Source organism: Prosthecobacter sp. SYSU 5D2 (assembly GCF_039655865.1).
Lineage (GTDB): Bacteria > Verrucomicrobiota > Verrucomicrobiia > Verrucomicrobiales > Verrucomicrobiaceae > Prosthecobacter.
The window spans coordinates 104,065-120,380 of the sequence record NZ_JBBYXL010000013.1; the positions used below are offsets into that span (position 1 = coordinate 104,065).

Here is a 16,316-nt window from a genome sequence, read left to right on the forward strand (position 1 = left end):
CCGCTATGCAAAAAGCCATCTCCATCTTTTCGTTCACCGCCCTCGCTTTCCTTGCCTCCTGCACCAGTTGCCCTCTGGGCCACAAGACCACGGCCAAGGGCAAGGTGGAGCATGTGGTGCTGATCTGGCTGAAGAATCCTGGGGATGCCAAGGACCGTGCGGCGGTGATCGCGGCGGGGAAGAAATTTCAGCGGGAAATTCCGCAAGTGGAACATCTGAGCGTGGGCACACCGCTGGCCAGCGAAAGGCCCGTGGTGGATGACAGCTTCGATGTAGGCCTGGTGATGCGCTTTGCCAATGCGGCGGACCTGGCCATCTATGAGAAGCATCCGGTGCATGTGCAGGCAGTGAATGACGTCCTGAAACCGGCGGCAAAGAAGCTGCTGGTCTATGACGTGGTGACCGAATAGGCCTTTATTTATCCGTCAAAACCCTTGCAGCCAGGGCCTGCGCATTTCATCTCTCCGCATGCCCAAGCCAGCCCCCGTCGCCCGACAGAACCGCCACTCCTCCCCTACCACGGGCCATGTGCCCGTGTATGATGAGGATGACCTGGGAGCGATCCTGGAGGGAAAGGAAAATGCGCTGGTGCTGATCCTGGACTGCATCCAAGACCCGCACAACCTGGGCGCCTGCCTGCGCACGGCGGACGCGGCGGGCTGCGACTGCGTGGTGATGCCCAAGGACAAATCTGCGCCCATCTCTGATACGGTGATCCGCGTTTCCTGCGGCGGCGCTGAAAACGTGCCCCTGGTGCGCGTGACCAATCTGGCCCGGGCGATGGATAAACTGAAAAAGCTGGGCATCTGGATCGTGGGCACGGCGGATGAAACAACCAAGTCCCTGTATGACATGGACCTGAAAGGCCCCACGGCCATCGTCATGGGTGCTGAGGGCGACGGCATGCGGCGGCTGACCGGGGAGCATTGCGACTTCCTGGTGCGCATTCCCATGATTGGCCGGGTGCCCTGCCTCAACGTTTCCGTCGCCACCGGCGTTTCCCTTTTTGAGGTCGTGCGGCAGCGACAGGTGAAAACATAGGCACTGCCGCTTACTGGGCGAGTTTGGCGGCGAGGAGGACGGCCTCGACCAGGCTCTGGCCGTTGGCCTTGCCCTGCCAGGCGATGTCGCAGGCGGTGCCATGGTCCACACTGGTACGGGGCATGGGCAGGCCGAGGGTGGTGTTCACCGCGCTGTCAAAAGCGAGAGCTTTGAGCGGGATCAAGGCCTGGTCGTGATACATGCAGATGTAGGCATCCACGGTCTTGCGCTTGGCGGGGATGAAGGCGGTGTCTGGTGGCAGGGGTCCTTCGATGGTATGGCCTTTGGCCCGTGCGGCTTCAATGGCAGGCTGGATGAGCGTTTCTTCTTCCCGTCGGCCGAAGAGGCCATGCTCACCCGCGTGGGGGTTGAGACCACAGACGGCCAGTTTGGGCTTGCGGCCCAGGTGGCGCTGAACGGCCTCTGCGGTGAGTTCGATGACCTCAAGAACGCGGGCGGAATTGAGGGCTGGAACGACATCCTGGTAACCGATGTGCACCGTGACGAGGCTGCAAATCATGACCTCGGAGAAGAAGGCCATGCAGGAGCGGGCGGCGTCCATCTTCTCGGCAAACATTTCGGTGTGACCGGGATAAAGGATGCCTGCGGCACGCAGGGCTTCTTTATTGATGGGCGCAGTGGCGACGGCGGCGACCTGTCCGGCGAGGGCAGCAGTGATGCTTTTGTTAATGTATAAACAGGCGGCGGAGCCGGTGTGCGCGCTGACCGTACCGGGCGTGAAATCTGTGGCGTCAAAGCCGAAGAGGTCCAGCACGGCAGGCTCGTCCAGAGAGGTGCATTTATCCGCCCATTCGATCTCGGACAGGATGCGCCGGGGAGCGGGCAGGCCGGTCTGGCGGGCGCAGCGCGCGAGCAGGCGGGCATCGCCAAAAATGACGGGTGTGGCGACGGAGCGCACCCGTTCATTGGCAAGAAGCTGCAGGCAGATTTCCGGGCCGACCCCGGCAGGGTCTCCCATGGTGACGGCGATGAGTGGCTTGGGCATGGAGCGGATGAACCTATGCTGAGAGAGCGGGGTGGCGTCAATGGGCGGAAATGGGGGCAATATGAGCGGGCTGGGTGCGTTTTAGAAGGCCCTTAAACGATTATGAAATGGTCTGCCCCTGCCCTGCTGCTATGTGTTTATCTGAGTGCGGTTCAAGAATCGCCGGCGGCGAAACCGGATGTGCTGGTGATCCTGACGGACCAATGGAGTCCGCGTTATCTGAGCTGGGAGAATCCGCAGGTGCGCACGCCGAACCTGGACCGCATCGCGGCGGAAGGGATGATTTTTGACCGGTGCTACACCACCTCCCCTGTCTGCATGCCGGCGCGGGTGTCCTTGCTTACTGGGCAGTATCCGCATAACGGTGGCCATGCACTTTGGGGAAATTCACTGGAATACCACCCTGCCCCCAAAGACGGGACGATGTTTCGCGATATCAAGGAGGCCGGTTATACGACGGCGCAGATCGGGAAAACCCACTGGACGGGCGGAGGCAGCATGAGGCGTGAGTTTGCCAGTGATGAGGACTACCACAAAGCGCTGGGGCTGGACCACGTGATGGATGTCTCCGGGCCGCCTTCCTCGGCTGCGGACAAGGGGCCCTATGGCAAGTATTTGAAAGAACTGGGGCTGCTGAAAACTGTGGCGGAGGACATGCACGAGCGGTATGTGCGGTTTCAATATTTGCCCAAAGCCAACCCGGCACCGCCCGAGCATTATCACGATACCTTTGTGACGCAGAAGGCGGTGGAGTTTATCCACGATCAACCAGCGGAGAAGCCGCTCTGTGTGGTGGTGAGCCTGCACTCCCCACACCCGCCGCTGGATGCGCCCGGTGAGTATGCGACGATGTATGACCCCGAAGAACTGACCCTGCCTCCGAATGTGCCGGAGACCTACCGGCGCGAGATGCGCATGATTGACCATGCAGAGACGCGCAAGATGGTGGCCAACTACCTGGGCAAGATCACCCTGGCGGATGAGCATGTGGGCAGGCTGGCGGCGGCCTTTCAAAAGCGTGGCACCTGGGACAATACGCTGGTGCTTTTTACCGCCGACCATGGTGAGATGATGGGGGCCCAGGGGCAGCTCACCAAAGGGCGGTTCTTTGAGGAATCTGCCAGGGTGCCTCTCATGATCCGTTGGCCGGGGAAGGTCAAGGCAGGGCGGACGAAGGCGCTGGCGCAGATGTTTGATGTGTATCCGACCATCGTGGATGCCATCGGCGGCAAACTTTCGCCCTATCGCCAGGCGGTGTCTTTGATGCCGGTGGCCAGCGGTGAGAAAAAGACGGTGCGCCATGTGGCCATCAGCGAGATTGGTACGAAGTCCCCGCTCAATATCATGGCCAGCGACGAGCGGTATAAATGGTGGATGGAGAAGGATCAGGAGTTCCTCTTTGACCTGAAAGAGGACCCTTACGAAATGAAAAATCTGGCGGCTGACCCGGAGCATTTCAAAGCGCTTAGCCAGATGCGGGCACGCATGCTGACCCATCTGCGCAACACGCAGACCAATCACGCAGAAGGATACGTGCCCATGGTGGACCGGCTGAGAGATAAGGACGCGGCCAAGAAAGGCATCGAGACAAAGAAGAAGAGGAAGGGCAAGACCGGCGAGCCCTGACGGTCAGGGCTTGTTCATGGGGCGTTTGCCCTTGCCCTTCTTTTTGTCCGGACCGCCTTTGCCACCTTTGCGGTCCATGGCAGGCGCTTTGGCTGGATCGTACTCTTTGTTAGGAACAGGCATGGCGGCTCCGAGTTCAGCCAGATGAGTATGCAAACGCTGGGCGAGTGCGGTGGCAAGTTCTGGCTTGGAGGCGGCGAGGTTGTTGCGTTCGGCGAGGTCGCTATCGAGATCGAAGAGGAGGTTGTCGCCTGTTTCGTAGAAGTGGATCAGCTTGTGGTGGCCGGAGAGGATGGCGGAGTGCGGCGTATCCCCCTGATAGTGAGGGAAGTGGAAGACAAGCTCCTCATGGGCGCGTTTAACGGGAGTCTTTGCACCCGTGAGCAGATGAGAGATGTCGCCGCCCTCGATGCCTGCTGGCAAGGCCTTGCTGACGCCTGCCCAGCGGCAGAAGGTAGGGAAAAAATCGTAACCGACGACGCGCTGATAGCACCAGGAGTTGGGCTTGATGCCGGGGCCGCGAATGATGAGGGGCACGCGGATGCCGCCTTCCCACACGCCACCTTTGCCTGAGGATAGGGGCCGGGGGCCGCCGCCGCCTGCACCGTTGTCTGACATGTAAATGACGTAGGTGTTTCCGGCGAGGTCGAGACGATCAACGGTCTCCAAAAGGCGGCCAACACCGGTATCGAGGTCGGTGGTGATGGCGGCGCGACCGGGATCACGATGCATGCGGCCGGGGGGCTGGTTTTCGTAGAATTCGCGGGTGGCTTTCAGGGCGTTTTCGGGACGGTGCAGGGCATGGTAGGACATCTGGATGAAAAAGGGTTTGCCGGCCTTTTTCTGGCTCGCCATGAAGGCGGCAGCACGCTCTCCCATGCCGAAGATGTCCACAGGATTGGGGTCCACAAAAGGGTTCGCATGTTCATTACCGGTATCGCCATCACTTTCATCATAACCATGATTTTCGGGACCGCCGCCACCGAGATGCCATTTGCCATAATGGGCGGTGGCATAGCCTGCGGCCTTCAGGACTTCGGCGATGGTGACTTCCTCCGGGCGGATGTTTTTGCGGGATTCGGCTTCGATTAAGCGATGTCCTGGTTCCGGCGGGGCGGCTTTGGTCCAGCGCAGTTGGGCCGGGTTCAGGCCGGTTTGCAGACTGATGCGGGTGGGGGAACAGACAGGGGCGGGCGCATAGGCGGCACTGAAGCGCATACCCTGGCTGGCGAATTTTTCCAGGTTTGGCGTCTTGTAAAAGTCGCTCTTTGAACTCGGAACATCCGGATGCATCGGCGTGGACAGCCCGGTCCAGTCCTGGTCATCGGAGAGAAGGAACAGTATGTTAGGCTGGGCCGCCCACGCTGTTGATGTGATAACCAGAAGGATGGCGGCGAGAAAGGGAAGAAGTTTCATAAGGGTGTTAACGCTGGGGTGCTCCGCTGACATCGAGATCGGGTTGGGTATTCCAGCGCTTCTTCCAATCGGGCTTGTTGATCTTGGTGCGGAAGATGACGGTATTGTCCAGGGCCAGACTGTCGGTCCAGATGAACCTGGCACCGGCAAAGTCGCTTTCGAAATAGGGCTGCTTCGGGTCCACCTGTTCCTCGCTGTACTCCTTGGCGTTAGGCCAGGAGGCGTCGTCGAAGTCAACGGCCCACCAGTTGGTGGGGAGGGGTTCATGTTTGACCTCGGGGTTGGCGGTGTTGCTGTTGAGCGGGCCGTGGAAAAAGCTGCGGGCTTTCCAGCTGGCATCCGTCACGGTTCCATCGGCGAATTTGAGGATGAACCCTCCATCACCGATGTTGGTGCCGTATTCCATGCCGGTCTTGGGGTCGGCATTGTCTTTGGCGAGAACGGCGAGGGTCATGGGATACTCCGGAAGGAAGTCCACGCTGACGACATTGTGCGGAGTGAACTGGATGGGATCCACGGCGACCAGCCTTCCATTGACGTAGAGCATGAACCAGTTGTCGGCATAGACATTGAGTTTCATCGTATCGCCGATGCCGGGCTTGATGAGGCCGCTTTGATCACCGCGTCCTTTGGGCTTTCCTCCTTTGCCTTCAGGTCTTTGGCGCGGCGGAGGGGAAGCATTCGAGGGCGTATCAACGGCACTGTCTGCACGCGAGTAAACGACACTCAGTTTGGCGTGACCGAGAATCTTGCCCTGGATGGCTGCCAGCAGGACCTCGCGATTGACCTGGGAAGCTGGTTCAGCGAATGCCGACGGGGCAGAGAGGGCATAAACATGAAGCACGTAGGTCTTGGCACCTGGGCCTTTGGAATGCGGAGGTTCATAACCGGGGGCTCCCCGGAAACCAACGCCGGTTTTGCCAATCCCCTGGACATTCTTGGGCAGGATGGTGACATCCGCCGGGATGTCCCAGAGGGTCCAGTAGCCTTTCATTTCATTGCCAGGCGCTTCGTGATCCATGATCAAAGCGAAACTCTGAGTGCCTGCGGGGGCTCCGCTCCAGCTCAGAGGCAGGGTGGAGCCGCTGCCATCCCCGGTATAGTCCATGGGCAGAGGACCGCCGTCCTCAACGACCGGGCTGGTGAGGATGAAAGCACCGGTGCTTTTCGTTTCGGGCTCCCTGCTCTGCTCCAAGGCATCCAGGCGACCGTCGTTGTTTTTATCCAGGGCAGTGAAGTCGGTGCGTGCTTTTTCCATGGCGCTGGCCAGGGAGCTGCCGTTTTTGCGTGCAGCAAAGTCACGCTTGGTGGCTTCGGCAAATTCATGAGCGGTGATGATGCCGTCACCATTGGCATCCCTGGGGGTGCTGGATGAGGAGGAAGGGGAGGGTGCTGTGGTTTCGCGTGAGGGTGGCGCGGGGGGTGAATTGTCTCGCATGCCTTTGCCCTTCCCCTTGCCCTTTGCGTCACCCTTTCCCTTTGCATCACCTTTGCCGCCGCCCCCCTGGCGGGCAGTATAAACTTCGCGGGTGATGTCATCGCTCCCATTGTTGTATTCGAAGGGGTAGGTGCCGTCGCCATTGATGGAATAGGTGATGGAGCGACGGCTGCCATTCAGGGTATAAGTCAGTTGGTAGCTGTTGGGGCCGGTGCTTTCAAAGCCCGTGATCACCGCTCCGCGCAGCGGTGGGGTATCTGGCCGCACACCCTGGGCACGGGGCTGGGGATCCACCTGACCGCCTGCTTCAACAACCTCACCGTGAAAACCGCCCAGGACGTAAGGATACTTCAATGAGGCATGGTAATGATAACCGGTGCCTGGGGTTTCGTGGCCGTGGCATACGTCCAGCTTGCCAATGGGAGAACCATCAGGCTCAGTGAGTCCATAGATCGGGTAACCATCCAGGGCATAGGCGATGGCCATGCCCTTGCCCACTACGTTTTGCAAATGCAGCGGTGCGGCATGGTAATGATAGTCATCCGCACGCCCGCAATGGCCGCCCCATTGGTCGAGTTCGCCGATTTCCTGGGACACTTCGCCCCGGTTGTTTTGGGGATTGAAGATGGGGATGCCATTCACGGCCAGGGCGATGGCCCCACGGAGGAAGCGGCCTTTGATCAAAGCGGGTTCTTTGGCCGGGACAGGATGCAACGGGATGCGCCAGGCATTGTCACCGAAGTAGGCATGCGGCAGCGGAACCTGCTGCTGCCAGGCAGTGATGCCGGTCATCATGGGATGATCCGGCAGGCCATTGGAGCCGATGAAGAGGAAGTCCCGGTCCCACTTGATCTCCAGCTTGGGGAAGGCCTGAAACGGCAGCGATTGCGCCGGTGCTCCTTTCACATTGGCCAGGGCAGTCGCAGCGAGATTGAGGGTAGAGGCTGCGGAGGCTACCTGCGTCGGTTTGATTTCGCCGGAATGCCTGTGAGCTTGCTTTTGCTCCCACTCGGCGAGGAGGTGGGCGCGCAGGGCTTCATCAAAAACGGGAGTCTCGCCTTGCTTCCAAGTATGGGCCGTGGCCGGCTGGATGGCGGCAAAACTGATGAGCCAGATGAAAAGGTAACGGCAGGTCATGCCACCATAAACACCGGTTCTGTAAAGGGATGATGAGGAAAGAGGCGGAGATTTGTTAAGAGATGGTAAAGCTGCCCGCTGTCCCTTCATTTCCCACCGGGTGGCGTGCGGTCATCGCCGAAGTATTTTTCACTGCGATAGCGCAACCACACGCGCAAAACCTGCGGCACCTTCTCGCGCTCCGCTTCGGTTAGCGTTTCATACAGCGTCATGGCCTTTTCCCGCTCGCCACGGCAGGCGCGGTTGTTATGGGCATCCCAATAGCTGCGGGCGGCCCGGATGCGGCGGCACACTTCCTTGATCAAAGCTGCCCCCGCGAGCGGCTTGTCGGAAGGCTTTTTCTTGGCAGGCATGGTTTGTATCTCTGCTACTTGGCCGAAGCTGGTGGCGGCAGGAGGCCTTGCTGCTTTTTGGCCTCGGCTTCGGTGCGGGCTTCGGAGGCGTAGGGGTTGGGGGGCATGAGGGTGGCGGGGATGGGGGCGCGGCGGTAGTTATCGGCAGGGCCGGGGCCGTAGTTGGAGGCGAGATAGGTGATGATCTTTTTTTCGGTCTCGGGCTCAAGTTTCCACAGCCCACCTTTGGTCTGCATCCATTCCAGGACGGAGGTCCAGTTGGCCTTTGTGGCGCGCTGGCGGAGGAAGGTCTGGGGGGAGTGGCAGATGATGCAGTGATTGCGAACGAGCTCCCAGTCGGGGGCGATTTTCATGCCGGTAGCGGGGTCCAGGGGGACGTCTTCCGCAGCCGTGAGGGGGAGGCTGAGGAGGGCCGTGAAAAGGAGAAGGAGGCGGCGGACGTCGGTCATGGCTCTCAGACGGCTTGGATGGCGATGCGGTGGCAGGTGTTGTTCAAGTAGCCCTGGGGATTCCAGCCGGGCAGCACCATGGGCTGGCTGCGGCCCTGGCTGTCCTGGGCGCGGGCCCAGATTTCATAGTAGCCTTTTTTGGGGAGCTTCAGAGCGGTGGTCCAGTGCTGCCAGGCATAGCGGTTGGCGGCGGGGCGGAGGTCGGCTTTCTGCCAGGTGATGCCGAAATCCACAGAGACATGCATCTCGCGGATGTCGCCTTCCCCGGTCCAGGCGTGGCCCCGCACGGTGAGGGCTTCACCAACGGGATGAGTGATGCCGGATATGGGGAAGGTGATGAGGGACTTCACCGGCATGGCGGCGATGACCTCCATGTCCTCGGCGGGCGGCTTGGTGCCAGGAGCGACGGGATAACGCGGCATGCGGTAGGAATGGCCGGTCATTTTTTCGCCATCGTGCTCGCGGTCGCGGACGAGGATGCGCTTAAGCCACTTGCCACAGGTGGAGCCTGCCCAGCCGCCGAACATGAGGCGCAGCGGATGGCCGTTTTGATAAGGGATGTCCTCGCCATTCATGGCAAAGGCGATCAGGGTCTCGTCTTCCATGGCCTTGGCGATGGGGGCACCGCGTGAGATGGCGGACTTTTCGGGATTGCCGGACAGGTGGAAATCGGCCCCGTAATAGCCGATGTAAACGGCATCCGGTTTGATGCCGACGTGCTTTAACACATCCTTCAAACGCACGCCCGTCCAGGTAGGGCAGCCGACGCCGCCGGTGGTCCACTGGGTGCCGGTGGCAGGGGGATTGAATTCGCTGCGGCCATTGCCGGCGCATTCCAGGACCATTTGCAGGGTGTGATGCTCGAACTTTTCCTTCAGTTCCTTGAGGGTAAAAGTGACGGGCTTTTCACAGCTCTCTCCCGCGATTTCCAGGGTCCATTTTTCGGGGTCGAGTGTTTCGGCAGCGGGCGGGAGGCCGTTATTGCGGATAAAAAGGTGTTTGGCGGGCGTGATCTCATCATCCAGCAGGTGGGCCGGTGTTTCGGCGACGAGGGGACGGTCTGTAAAAAGCGAGAGGCCCTCTTTGCCGGGGATGGTGAAAGGCTCGCTGCCCTGGGCGAGGGCGGTGGGGATGAGGCCAGCGGGCATTTTGTCGCCAAAAACGATCTCGGCACCCAGGGCGGCGCTCATGGAGGCGAGGCTCAGCCTGCTGAGAAAGCTGCGGCGGCTCACGGGATCTGGCTGGCTGGGTTGTGCATCAGAATTCATCATCGGGGATATAACGTGTTCCGGCCGTTGTTCTTCAAGAGGAAGATGCGGTCCGTGAACTGGGATGAGCCACCAGATAAAGATGGAGATCAGGCCCTGCTTGTAAAAAGTCTGTGGGGCGGTTATCTGAAAGCTTTGTTCTGTTGAACTGAGTCCATGTCTGAGCTTCCCAACCTTGAATTTCCCTCTGTGACGGAGCTTGCTGCCTGGCTGCCTCAATTTGAGGTGCTGGAGCAGATCCAGGCCGGGGAGGATGCTGCCTGGTATCTGGGACGGCAGACGGGCCTGGACCGCGAGGTTCTGATTGAAGTGATTCCCGAACCCGAGGAAACGGTGGCTCATGCGCTCCTGGAGCGGTTGCGGCGGCGGGCACGGCTGGTCCAGCCGACCATCACGGCGGTTTATGATTTCGGGCGGCTGCCTTCCGGGCCATTTTACCTGGTGGGAGAACACGTGAACGGGGTTTCTCTGGAGACTCTGATTGAGCAGCGGCAGCTTAAACCGAAGACTGCTTTTCCCCTGGCGCTGCAGATTTGTGAAGCACTGCAAATCGTCCATGACCTCCCCATGCCGCACGGTGCATTGAGCACCCAGACCATCCTGGTCACCCCTGAAGGGCAGGCCAAGCTGACGGGGATCGGCATGGTGCAGATGGAGACGGGGGAGCTTTCCTGGCTGAAGCCGTTCCGGGGCAGCTTCACCGGCGACATCCGGGCGCTCGGATATACACTGCACTGGATGTTCGCCAAATGTGCACCGGATGCAGACGGACGGCTTTCGCGGGATCTGCCACCGGCATTTGCCACGGTTCTGCGCCGCTGCGTGGAGCCGGACGCTGCACGCCCGTTTACCCGGCCGGAGGATGTAGCAGAGGCTCTGAAAGAGGCGCTACGCGGAACCCAGGAAAAATCGGAACCCTCCACGCGCACCCGGATTGCGGTGGGCGCGGGGGCCTCCAGCCTGCCATCCCAGCCGCCGCCTGCCGCAGTTCCTCCGCCTCCAAAGGTGGTGCCCGGTCAACTCAAGCCCGTAGTGCGTCATTACCAGCCGACTTTGATGCAGCGGATGGACGCCTTTGTCTGGAAAGCTTTCAGCACGGGATTGCACATGCTGATTACTCTGATCAGCGTCGGCAGCCTCATCCTGCTCATCATGTTCAAGGACCGTATCGTTTTTGAAGAGGATACCTCCCTGCCCATGGCCCAGTATGAAGAGGCTGGGTCTGAGGAAAAACCGATCCCGGCTGCTATACTGGGTGCGCTTCCCCAGGCTGAAGTCCTGTCTGCACCCGCGCCCGTCTCCAAGCCTATCACATTGCCGCCGCCCAAGCCAGAGCCTGTGCTGGATCCCATGGCCGATCTGCGGGCCCAGTACGTGGCGGCAGTCCAGACGGCGGCTAACCAGGCTCTTGAAAAGGTGCGGCTGGACGATCTGCCCTACCTCCAAAACGAACTGCAGCTGCTGCAAAGCGGAGGTGACATTCCGGCCATGGACGAGCCCAACCTTCCTGCCAGCCTCAAAATACTGCGGCAGCGCTACCGGGAAGTAAAAGAAGGAAAAACATCGTCAGCGCCTTGAAGCCCGCTGGCAAGGAAGAGGACCGGGCGAAAGCCAGCGCTCCATTTTCCTCTGTCACTTGTCTGCGGATGGTGCACAGTTTTCCCATGCGCCTTGTTTCAGCCCTCACCATCGTTTTGGCCGCAGGCTTCTGCCTCCCGGCTGCCTGCCCTGCCGCGCCCAGTGAGGCCCCCAAGAAGCTGGAAGGCGAACCCGCTGCTGCAAAACCAGGCGACGAGGCCCCCACGACGACGCCAGAAAAAAAGGCCGCCGCACCCGCCGTCACGCCGCCACCACAGGACGCCTACCGCCAGATGGAGCTGCTGACCCGGGCGATGGAAACGATCCGCCAGAGTTATGTGGACGAATCCAAAGTGACCTACGAGGAACTGGTGGAAGGGGCGCTGGAAGGCATGCTGCGCAGGCTGGACCCGCACTGCGAATACATGGGCAGCAGTCTTTTTGAGGACATGCAGCGGGAGCAAAGCGACACGTCTGAGGGAGTCGGCATCACGGTCTCCCTGCGGGAGGGGACGCTGACCATCATCACCGTGCGCGACGACGGCCCTGCCGCCCGGGCCGGGGTGCTGGCCGGAGACCAGATGGTGCGCATCGGCGACGTGCTGACGGACAGCGTCGGCGTGGCCGAGGCCATCCAACTGCTGCAGGGCAAGGCCGGAGAGACGATGAAACTGACGGTCCGCCGTCCAGGCACCCGGCAGTTTTTGGAATTCAGCCTGATGCGTGAAACCCTCTCGGAAACTTCGGTGCACGATTCCATGCTGCTGGTCCCCAAGCTGGCCGGAGATTATAAAATCGGTTATGCCCGTATCTCCCAGTACACACATTCCACGGCAAGAGATCTGAGCGACTCCCTGAATGAACTGGAGAAGGCAGGCATGCAGGCCTTTGTGCTGGATCTGCGAAACAACCCCGGCGGCCTGCTGGACAGCGCCGTGGCCGTTTGCGGTGAATTTCTGCCTGAGGGCACGGTGGTGGTGACCACGGAAGGCCGCATCGCCTCCCAAAATCCCCCTCCCTACCGCACCCCAGCACGTGAAGGCAAAAAGCCGCGCCGGTATCCTGTGGCGGTGCTCATCAACCACGGCAGCGCCAGTGCGGCCGAGATCACCGCCGGGGCGCTCCAGGACCTGAAACGCGCCATTGTGGTGGGCACGACGAGCTTCGGCAAGGGGTCCGTCCAGAGCATCCTGCCCATGAAGAACGGTGCCGCCATGCGCCTGACCACGGCCAAGTATTACACGCCAAGCCATCGCACCATCCATGAGCACGGCGTGGAACCGAACATTGTCTCCGTCCTGACCACCGATGAAGAAATGAAAGTGGCCAAGTGGCGCAACAGCCACGGCACGGGTGAAGCGGCGGCCATTGAGATCGCCAATCTGGGTGACAAGCAGCTTGAGCGTGCGGTGGATGCGCTGAAGGGGGTGCTGGTCTTTGAGTCGTTTCAGGCCAAGGCCACTCCCGTGCCTCCGCCAGATGTTCCGCGCGCCCTGCCTGCCAAGGATAACGCGCGCTGATAAGGGGAATCGCCGATATTCCAAACATCTGGTTAATCTTTGCCCGTGCACATGCCCTCCCAAGCTCCACTGGCGCTCATCACGGGCGGGGCGGGGGATCTGGCACAGGCCATCCGCCGGGAATTGGAAAACCAAGGCTGGCAGGTGCATGCACCAGGCCGGGAAGAGATGGATGTCACGGACAAGACTCAAGTGCAGGCCGTCATGGCTGCCCTGCCACGGCTGGATCTGCTGGTTCACAATGCCGGTTTTCTGCGGGACGCCATGCTGACGAAGATGACGGAAAACGATTTCCAGGACGTGCTGGAGGTTCATCTCAAAGGTGCCTTTCTGGCGGCCCAGGCAGCGCTTAAAATCATGGTGAAGCAGCGACAGGGGCACATTGTGAACATCGGTTCATTTAGCGCGCTTTCAGGCCCAGCCGGCCAGGGAAACTATGCCGCGGCGAAGGCAGGCCTGATCGCACTCACGCAGAGCCTGGCAGCCGAATACGGACCCCGAAACATCCGGGCCAACTGCGTACTGCCGGGATTTCTCGAGACAAAAATGAGCCGCCCGTTGTTGACGAAACATAGACCGAAGATTGAGGCAGCCCATGCGTTGGGGCGGTTGAATACCGTTGAGGACGCAGCGCGTTTCATCACGTTTCTGCACACGATGGAGCATGTCAGCGGACAGGTGTTTCAGCTCGATAGCCGGATTCGCAAGTGGACATGAACTCCGCTTCAATGTGCTGCTTCACATCTGCGATGGAACTTGCTGCAAGCCGGACGGATTTGCTTCGTTGATGGGTGTTCCATGATTTTGCGACGTCTTCTTTCTTCTATCCTGCTCCTGGCTGCGGGGGTTTCTTTTGCGGCTGAAAAGCCAAACCTGATCCTCATTAACATTGATGACCTGGGCTATGCGGACATCGGCCCTTTTGGCTCCAGCAATGCGACGCCGCACCTGGACCGCATGGCCGCCGAAGGCATGAAGCTGACCAGCCACTATGCCGCCCCGGTGTGCAGTCCTTCCCGAGCCTCCCTCCTGACTGGCTGCTACCCGAAACGGGTGCTGTCCATTCCGCATGTGCTGTTCCCCGCCGGGGCGGTTGGGCTGAACCCGGATGAAACGACTATCGCCGAGGTGCTAAAAGAGGCCGGTTATAAGACGGCCTGCGTGGGCAAATGGCACGTCGGCGACCAGCCGGAGTTTTTGCCCACGGCCCAGGGTTTCGACAGCTACTATGGCATCCCCTATTCCAATGACATGGGACCTGCCGCAGACGGCTCCAAAAGCAATCCCGGCCAGCCCATCCGCCAGCCAAACGCCAATGCGAAGAAGAAGGCCCCGCCGCCGGATGATGAAACGGGCCTCAAAGGTCTCTCCCAGACACCGCTGCCGCTGGTGGAAAATGGCAATGTCATCGAACGCGTGAAAGCGGAGGAGCAGCACACCATCACCAGCCGTTATACCGGCAAGGCCTGCGATTTCATCCGTGAGAACAAAGACGGTCCTTTCTTCCTCTACATGCCCCACACCGCCGTGCACTTTCCGCTGTATCCTGGCAAAAAATACATGGGCAAATCCCCCAATGGTCTGATTGGCGACTGGACGCAGGAGGTGGACTCCTGTGTGGGCCAGATCCTGGATCTGTTACGTGAGTTGCAGCTGGACAAAAACACAGTGGTGGCCTTTACCAGCGACAACGGCGGGGCGCTGAACCATGGCTCCAGCAACAAACCCCTGCGTGGTTCCAAAGGCCAGACCTTCGAAGGCGGTATCCGCGTATGCACCGTAGTGTGGGGCCCCGGAACGATCCCGGCCGGGAGCACGACGGCGGAAATCACCAGCCACATGGACTGGCTGCCCACCTTTACCACGATGGCAGGTGGCAAACTACCGGAGCGCAAACTGGACGGCAAGGACCTGTCCCCCGTGCTGAAGGGGCAGAAGGAGGCCACAGGACATGACGTATTTTATTATTACCGGGGTTATCAGCTACAGGCCGTGCGTGGCGGCCCTTGGAAGCTGCATCTGGCCAGCGGTGAGCTTTATCACCTGGGCCAGGATATCGCCGAAGAGCAGAACGTAGCGGCCAAATACCCCAAAGAAGTGATGCGCCTCCGCGCCCTCGCCGAGTCCATGAAGGACGATCTGGGCTTGGACGGTGCCGAGGCTCCGGGCGTGCGCCCGCTGGGCCGTGTGGCCAAGGCCGTGCCGCTCATCCATGCCGATGGCACCGTGCGCGCCGGCTTTGACGGCATCGTCAAAAAGCTTCCCTAAACTTAACTCCACCTGCATTGGCCTAACCGAATATGATTAAACGCGTCCTCCTTGCTTTCCTTGCCGCCTCCAGCCTGTGCGCGGCGGATGCTCCCTTGCTCAAAGATGATTTTTCCAATCCCAAATTGGAGACCCGCCGCGCCTCCCGTGGCGAGTGGAAATTCGCCGACAACACCGCCACCTGCACCCAGGACGATGAGCTGTACAAAAAGCACAAGGACCATGGCCCGATCATCTTTTATGACCTGGGTTATGAAGACGCGACCATCCGCTATAGTTTCAAAGCAGATGCCGCAGTAAAGAGCGTCGTCTTCACCTCCAATGGTTCCGACGGCCACATCTTCCGTTTTGTGAGCAGCGAAAGGGGCACCTCCGTGGTGGCCTTCCCTCCTGATTCCAAGGACCATAAAGCCGCCCGCCTGGGCAAGCCAGGCCCCGCTTTGAAACCCGGCGAGTGGGTGCCGGTGGTGGTGACCTTGAAAGGCCCTAAAGCCACGGTGAAGATCGCGGACTTCGAAGAGACCTATGAGCACGCCAGCCTCGCCCGGCCCAAAACAAACCTGAGCATCGGTTTCAGCTTCGGCACGGTGAGTGTGAAGGATGTCGTGGTGGAGAAGTGATCTGCCGTGACCAAACCAGGCGGGCAGGAGTGCCCGCCCTACTTTTTACAGCCCGCCCATCTCACAGATCTTCTTCCAGTGCTTTTCTTCCACGGCGGTGATGGAGAGACGGTTGCCACGGCGCAGGGTGATCAGGTCCGCCAGTTCCGGCTCCGCCCGCAGCATGTCGAGGGTGACGAAAGTCTTGAAGGCCGCTTCCCACTTCACATCCACCATCAGCCAACGGGGGTCTTCGGGCTTGCTGCCTTGGTCGAAGTATTCGGAGGAAGGATCAAACTGGGTGTGGTCGGGATAGGCTTCTTTGACGATTTTAACAATGCCCGCGATGCCAGGCACGGGGCAGCTTGAGTGGTAGAAGAAACCCAGGTCGCCCAGGGCCATTTCGTCCCGCATCATGTTGCGCACCTGGTAATTGCGCACGCCGTTCCAGGGTTCGGTTTTCTTCGGGCGCTTTTTCAGGTCGTCGAAGGAGAAGACATCGGGTTCGGATTTGAGCAGCCAGTAACGCATAGGGGTGATGGGTGAAATACACCGCTGAAGGGGAAAGGGGAAGGCTCTTTGCTGAAAAAGGGCTGCATGGAGCGGTGTTTTCCACC

The 16,316-nt window shown here is 60.2% G+C and carries 15 protein-coding genes and 1 pseudogene; 8 read left to right on the forward strand and 8 right to left on the reverse strand.

What is annotated here, in order from left to right; genetic code table 11:
* Positions 1-5 precede the first annotated feature (5 nt).
* Positions 6-410, forward strand: a complete 405-nt coding sequence (locus tag WJU23_RS20565; RefSeq protein WP_346334502.1) for a Dabb family protein — start codon at positions 6-8, stop codon at positions 408-410.
* Positions 411-468: 58 nt separating this feature from the next.
* Positions 469-1,041: a 23S rRNA (guanosine(2251)-2'-O)-methyltransferase RlmB gene (gene rlmB / locus WJU23_RS20570; RefSeq protein ID WP_346334503.1), complete on the forward strand. Its 573-nt coding sequence runs from the start codon at positions 469-471 to the stop codon at positions 1,039-1,041.
* 10 nt (positions 1,042-1,051) lie between these two features.
* Here rlmB and pdxA read toward each other — a convergent pair whose 3' ends face one another.
* A complete protein-coding gene (gene pdxA, locus WJU23_RS20575; protein ID WP_346334504.1) occupies positions 1,052-2,047 on the reverse strand; it encodes a 4-hydroxythreonine-4-phosphate dehydrogenase PdxA in 996 nt (331 codons plus the stop codon).
* A 102-nt stretch (positions 2,048-2,149) separates the two neighbouring features.
* On the opposite strand from pdxA, the gene WJU23_RS20580 reads away from it, so the two are divergent.
* A complete protein-coding gene (locus tag WJU23_RS20580) occupies positions 2,150-3,673 on the forward strand; it encodes a sulfatase-like hydrolase/transferase (protein WP_346334505.1) in 1,524 nt (507 codons plus the stop codon).
* Between the two features lie 3 nt (positions 3,674-3,676).
* On the opposite strand, the gene WJU23_RS20585 is transcribed toward WJU23_RS20580, so the two are convergent.
* From WJU23_RS20585 to WJU23_RS20610, 6 genes and pseudogenes are all read right to left on the reverse strand, one after another.
* Positions 3,677-5,089, reverse strand: a complete 1,413-nt coding sequence (locus WJU23_RS20585; RefSeq protein WP_346334506.1) for a sulfatase — start codon at positions 5,087-5,089, stop codon at positions 3,677-3,679.
* Between the two features lie 7 nt (positions 5,090-5,096).
* The gene (locus tag WJU23_RS20590) at positions 5,097-5,819 is read right to left on the reverse strand and encodes a hypothetical protein (RefSeq protein ID WP_346334595.1); all 723 of its coding nucleotides are present in this window, start codon (positions 5,817-5,819) and stop codon (positions 5,097-5,099) included.
* Positions 5,817-7,754 (reverse strand): annotated as a pseudogene (locus WJU23_RS20595) (YHYH protein); the annotation flags it as partial. The pseudogene WJU23_RS20595 and the gene WJU23_RS20590, both read right to left, overlap by 3 nt.
* The gene (locus WJU23_RS20600; RefSeq protein ID WP_346334507.1) at positions 7,751-8,017 is read right to left on the reverse strand and encodes a Precorrin-3B methylase; all 267 of its coding nucleotides are present in this window, start codon (positions 8,015-8,017) and stop codon (positions 7,751-7,753) included. The pseudogene WJU23_RS20595 and the gene WJU23_RS20600, both read right to left, overlap by 4 nt.
* Before the next feature lie 14 nt (positions 8,018-8,031).
* Positions 8,032-8,466 carry a hypothetical protein gene (locus WJU23_RS20605; protein WP_346334508.1) on the reverse strand — a complete coding sequence of 145 codons (435 nt, stop codon included), beginning with the start codon at positions 8,464-8,466 and terminating at the stop codon, positions 8,032-8,034.
* Positions 8,467-8,471: 5 nt separating this feature from the next.
* Positions 8,472-9,737 carry a sulfite oxidase gene (locus WJU23_RS20610; protein ID WP_346334509.1) on the reverse strand — a complete coding sequence of 422 codons (1,266 nt, stop codon included), beginning with the start codon at positions 9,735-9,737 and terminating at the stop codon, positions 8,472-8,474.
* 153 nt (positions 9,738-9,890) lie between these two features.
* On the opposite strand from WJU23_RS20610, the gene WJU23_RS20615 reads away from it, so the two are divergent.
* The 5 genes from WJU23_RS20615 to WJU23_RS20635 all read left to right on the forward strand — a co-directional run bounded on the left by WJU23_RS20615 (position 9,891) and on the right by WJU23_RS20635 (position 15,720).
* Positions 9,891-11,312 (forward strand): protein kinase, encoded by a 1,422-nt coding sequence (locus tag WJU23_RS20615; protein WP_346334510.1) that lies wholly within the window; start codon positions 9,891-9,893, stop codon positions 11,310-11,312.
* 86 nt (positions 11,313-11,398) lie between these two features.
* Complete coding sequence (locus WJU23_RS20620) at positions 11,399-12,832, forward strand: S41 family peptidase (RefSeq protein ID WP_346334511.1); 1,434 nt, start codon at positions 11,399-11,401, stop codon at positions 12,830-12,832.
* A 51-nt stretch (positions 12,833-12,883) separates the two neighbouring features.
* Complete coding sequence (locus tag WJU23_RS20625; protein ID WP_346334512.1) at positions 12,884-13,549, forward strand: SDR family oxidoreductase; 666 nt, start codon at positions 12,884-12,886, stop codon at positions 13,547-13,549.
* Positions 13,550-13,630: 81 nt separating this feature from the next.
* Positions 13,631-15,100 carry a sulfatase gene (locus tag WJU23_RS20630; protein WP_346334513.1) on the forward strand — a complete coding sequence of 490 codons (1,470 nt, stop codon included), beginning with the start codon at positions 13,631-13,633 and terminating at the stop codon, positions 15,098-15,100.
* 32 nt (positions 15,101-15,132) lie between these two features.
* On the forward strand, positions 15,133-15,720 hold the full coding sequence (locus tag WJU23_RS20635) for a hypothetical protein (protein WP_346334514.1): 588 nt from the start codon (positions 15,133-15,135) through the stop codon (positions 15,718-15,720).
* Between the two features lie 45 nt (positions 15,721-15,765).
* On the opposite strand, the gene WJU23_RS20640 is transcribed toward WJU23_RS20635, so the two are convergent.
* Complete coding sequence (locus WJU23_RS20640) at positions 15,766-16,230, reverse strand: EVE domain-containing protein (RefSeq protein WP_346334515.1); 465 nt, start codon at positions 16,228-16,230, stop codon at positions 15,766-15,768.
* Positions 16,231-16,316: the final 86 nt, after the last annotated feature.